General features: G+C 70.2%; 6 protein-coding genes and 1 tRNA gene. 2 read left to right on the forward strand and 5 right to left on the reverse strand.

All coding sequences use genetic code 11. From position 1 onward, the window contains the following. Both GJV64_RS12840 and GJV64_RS12845 read left to right on the forward strand, forming a co-directional pair. Positions 1–625 (forward strand): ATP-dependent helicase C-terminal domain-containing protein (locus GJV64_RS12840; protein ID WP_328799189.1); only part of this gene is annotated, 625 nt, incomplete at its 5' end. 52 nt (positions 626–677) lie between these two features. Beyond that, complete coding sequence (locus GJV64_RS12845; RefSeq protein ID WP_164157703.1) at positions 678–1,055, forward strand: nuclear transport factor 2 family protein; 378 nt, start codon at positions 678–680, stop codon at positions 1,053–1,055. 102 nt (positions 1,056–1,157) lie between these two features. Here GJV64_RS12845 and GJV64_RS12850 read toward each other — a convergent pair. From GJV64_RS12850 to GJV64_RS12870, 5 genes are all read right to left on the reverse strand, one after another. Then, positions 1,158–1,234: transfer RNA gene (locus tag GJV64_RS12850), tRNA-Arg, on the reverse strand. A gap of 54 nt (positions 1,235–1,288) precedes the next feature. Beyond that, positions 1,289–1,711: a DUF1178 family protein gene (locus tag GJV64_RS12855; RefSeq protein WP_164157705.1), complete on the reverse strand. Its 423-nt coding sequence runs from the start codon at positions 1,709–1,711 to the stop codon at positions 1,289–1,291. After that, positions 1,708–2,523, reverse strand: a complete 816-nt coding sequence (locus GJV64_RS12860) for a carbon-nitrogen hydrolase family protein (RefSeq protein ID WP_164157710.1) — start codon at positions 2,521–2,523, stop codon at positions 1,708–1,710. Before GJV64_RS12860 ends, GJV64_RS12855 begins: the two co-directional genes overlap by 4 nt. A gap of 2 nt (positions 2,524–2,525) precedes the next feature. Continuing rightward, entirely contained in the window at positions 2,526–2,783 is a 258-nt protein-coding gene (gene grxC, locus GJV64_RS12865; RefSeq protein WP_164157706.1) for a glutaredoxin 3, read from the reverse strand. 26 nt (positions 2,784–2,809) lie between these two features. Continuing rightward, positions 2,810–3,260, reverse strand: a 451-nt coding sequence (locus tag GJV64_RS12870; protein ID WP_164157708.1) for a ComF family protein, incomplete at its 5' end; no start/stop codon positions are given.

A 3,260-nucleotide genomic window follows, 5' to 3' on the forward strand; every position in this document is an offset into this window, starting at 1 on the left:
GGACCCGGCGGCGGTCACGGCGGCGCTGCTGGAGGCGGTGGCAGGGCGCGGGCTGGCGCTGCTGGGCTGGGGAGAACAGGCCCGCGCCCTGCGCGCTCGTGTCGCCTTTGCCAATGCGCACGGGGCAGGGCTGCCGGCCATGGATGATGCGGCCTTGCTGGCCAGTCTGTCGGCGTGGTTGGCACCCGCACTGGCCGGCAGTCGGCGCTTGTCCGCACTGGACGATGCCGATCTCGCCGCGGCGCTGCTGGCAATGCTCGACTGGCCGCAGCGGCAGCGACTGGACCAGCTGGCGCCGGCGCGGCTCGAAACCCCGGCCGGCAGCAGTCATGCGATCGACTATGCCGCAGATGGCGGCCCGGCAGTTGAGGTGCGCGTGCAGGCGCTGTTCGGTCTGGCCCGCCATCCCGTGCTGGCGGAGGGCCGTGTGCCGCTCACCCTGCGTCTCACGTCGCCCGCCGGTCGTCCGATCCAGGTGACCAGGGACTTGCCCGGCTTCTGGGCGGGCAGCTGGGCCGATGTGCGGAAGGAACTGAAAGGCCGCTATCCGAAGCATCCGTGGCCGGAGAACCCGCTGGAGGCGCCCCCGACCCTGCGCGCCAAGCGGCCCGGTCAGAGCGGCTAGCAGGTGCGTCGACAGGCGGCGCGCCGCCTGCGATCAGGGTGCCGGGAGGGCCGTGGAAGAGATCGCGCAGGCGCTGTTCGAGGCCCTGTCGGCCGGCGATGATGATGGTGTGCGCCGCCTGTGCGCTAATGACTTCCAGCTTCGCCAGAACGGCGGCGCACCGATGAATCTCGAAACACTGCTGGCATTCAATGCACAGGTCCACGCCGTTGCCAGCGGCTTTCACTATGCCAATCCGGTGCGCGCGGCCACGCCGGGCGGCTTTGTCGAAGAGCATGCGGTGAGGGCCAGCCTGCTGGGTGGCGGCCGGATCGATCTGGCCGTGGTTGTTGTTGGGCAGGTCTCGGACGGCAAGGTGACCGAGGCCCGGGAGTATTTCGACTCGGCCGGCGCTGCGCCCCTGGTGGCCGCCCTGTCCCAGGCCCGCTGACCACTTCGGGCCCAAATGGTGCGCCCGGCAGGATCTGAACCCCCGCCTGCAGAGCAGGGCGACAGTCACATCGCAGGTTCGAGCGTGATAAAGGCGCGAGGATGGTGCACCCGGCAGGATTCGAACCTGCGACCTGCGGTTTAGGAAACCGTCGCTCTATCCTGCTGAGCTACGGGTGCGCGCCGGCCTTCCAAGGCCATGATGCGCGCCGCGTTTCAAGCGGAAACTGCCGTTCAGGCATCGGAGCGCGCGCGCGGCCGGAAGGGCAGCGGCAACAGCGGCACGCCCTCTTCTCGCAACGCCTTCACCTCCTCGGGGGTCGCCTCGCCGTGCACGCTGCGCGCCTCGCCGGCGGCGTGGATGGCGCGGGCCTCTTCGGCAAATCGGTCGCCCACGTAATCGCTGCTGGCCTCAAAGGCGCGCTGCAGCATCAGCAGCCGGGCCATGGGATCATCGTTGGCGAGGCTGGCGCGCTGGCCCTGCTGGTTCGACTTGGCGGGCACGGCCGGCGCCATCACCGCCTTGCCCACCGTGCCCGATCCGCACACCGGGCAGGCGATGAGGCCCCGGGCCTGCTGGTCCTCGTAATCGGCGCTGTTGCCGAACCAGGCTTCGAAACGGTGGGCGGCATCGCACACCAGGTCATAGACGATCATGCGCGCTCCAGCCGGAACGGGCGGGCATGGTCCAGCGCCGGCACCTTGGCCCGGGCGGCGGCCACTTGGCCCAGGTCGATATCGACCAGACCGATGCCGGGCGCCTCCCCCATGTCAAGCGTCACCTCGCCCCACGGCGAGACAACCAGGCTGTGGCCATAGGTGGCGCGGCCATCCTGGTGGATGCCCGATTGCGCCGCGGCGATCACCCAGCAGCCGGTTTCGATGGCGCGGGCGCGCAGCAGCACATGCCAATGGGCAGCGCCCGTGGGCCGGGTGAAGGCCGCCGGCACCGCGAGCATCGCCGCGCCGGCTTCGGCCAGTGCCCGGTGCAGCGCCGGAAAGCGCAGGTCATAGCAGATGGTGAGGCCAAGGCCGCCCCACGGCGTCTGGGCCAGCACGGCGGTGTCACCGGCGTCATAGGCGGCGGATTCGCGCCAGCTTTCGCTCCCCAACGCCACGTCGAACAGGTGAATCTTGGCATAGCGGGCGGTGATGTTGCCATCGGGCGCGATCAGGAAGCCGCGGTTGACGAACTTTTCGCCCGCGCCCTTGAGCGCTAGGCTGCCGAGCTGCACCCAGACGCCGTGGCGGGCCGCCGCCTCGCGCACGGCGCTCAGAACCACGTCATCGGCTTCATGCGCGATGTGGCTGGCGGCCCGCGCGCGGTCGCGATCGAGGAGGCCGCTCATTTCCGGCGTGAAGACGATCTGCGCGCCGTCGGCAGCGGCCTTGGCGATCTGGGCCGGCAGGTGCACGGCCTCCATCCGGGGATCGATCCCGGTGTTGGTCTGGACGAGGGCGAGACGCACGCTCACGCGGCCAGCAGCGGATCCAGCCCACCGGCTCTGTCGAGCGCGTGCAGATCATCGCAACCGCCGATGTGGCGGCCGTCGATGAACACCTGCGGCACCGTCTGGCGGCCGCCCGAGCGTTCCAGCATCTCGCTGCGGCGTGGGCCGCCGGTGGAGATGTCGATCTCCTCGAAGGGCACGCCCTTGGCGTTGAGCAGCGCCTTGGCGCGCGTGCAATAGGGGCAGAGGAACTTGGTGTAGATCTCAATCTTCGCCATGGCCGGTCATTCCATCCTTCTCGGCGTCACTCGCGCAGGGTTCTGGCAAAGGTCAAGACCTCGACATGTCGCGCCCCGGCCCGTTTCAACATGGCGGCACAGGCCGTCACGGTGGCGCCGGTGGTCATCACGTCATCCACCAGCACGACATGGCGGCCGGCGACCTGGTGGGGACGGACGACGCGGAAGGCCCCAACCACGTTCTTCAGGCGTTGCCGCCGGGTGAGGCCACGGGTGGAGCGCGTGGGCTTTATGCGGGCCAAGGTATCGACGGCCAGCGGCTGGCCGCCCTGCCGCGCTAGTGCCTGCGCGATCAGCGCCGCCTGGTTGAAGCCGCGCTGCCACAGCCGCCAGCGGTGCGAGGGCACCGGCACCAGCACGGCATCGGCAGGCAGCGGCCCGGCGGCGCGGCGCATGGTCTGCGCCATCAGCCGCGCCAGGTGCAGGCGCCGGCCGTGCTTGAGGGCCAGCACCACG

The organism is Sandarakinorhabdus rubra, from assembly GCF_010994245.1.
Classification (GTDB): domain Bacteria; phylum Pseudomonadota; class Alphaproteobacteria; order Sphingomonadales; family Sphingomonadaceae; genus Sandarakinorhabdus; species Sandarakinorhabdus rubra.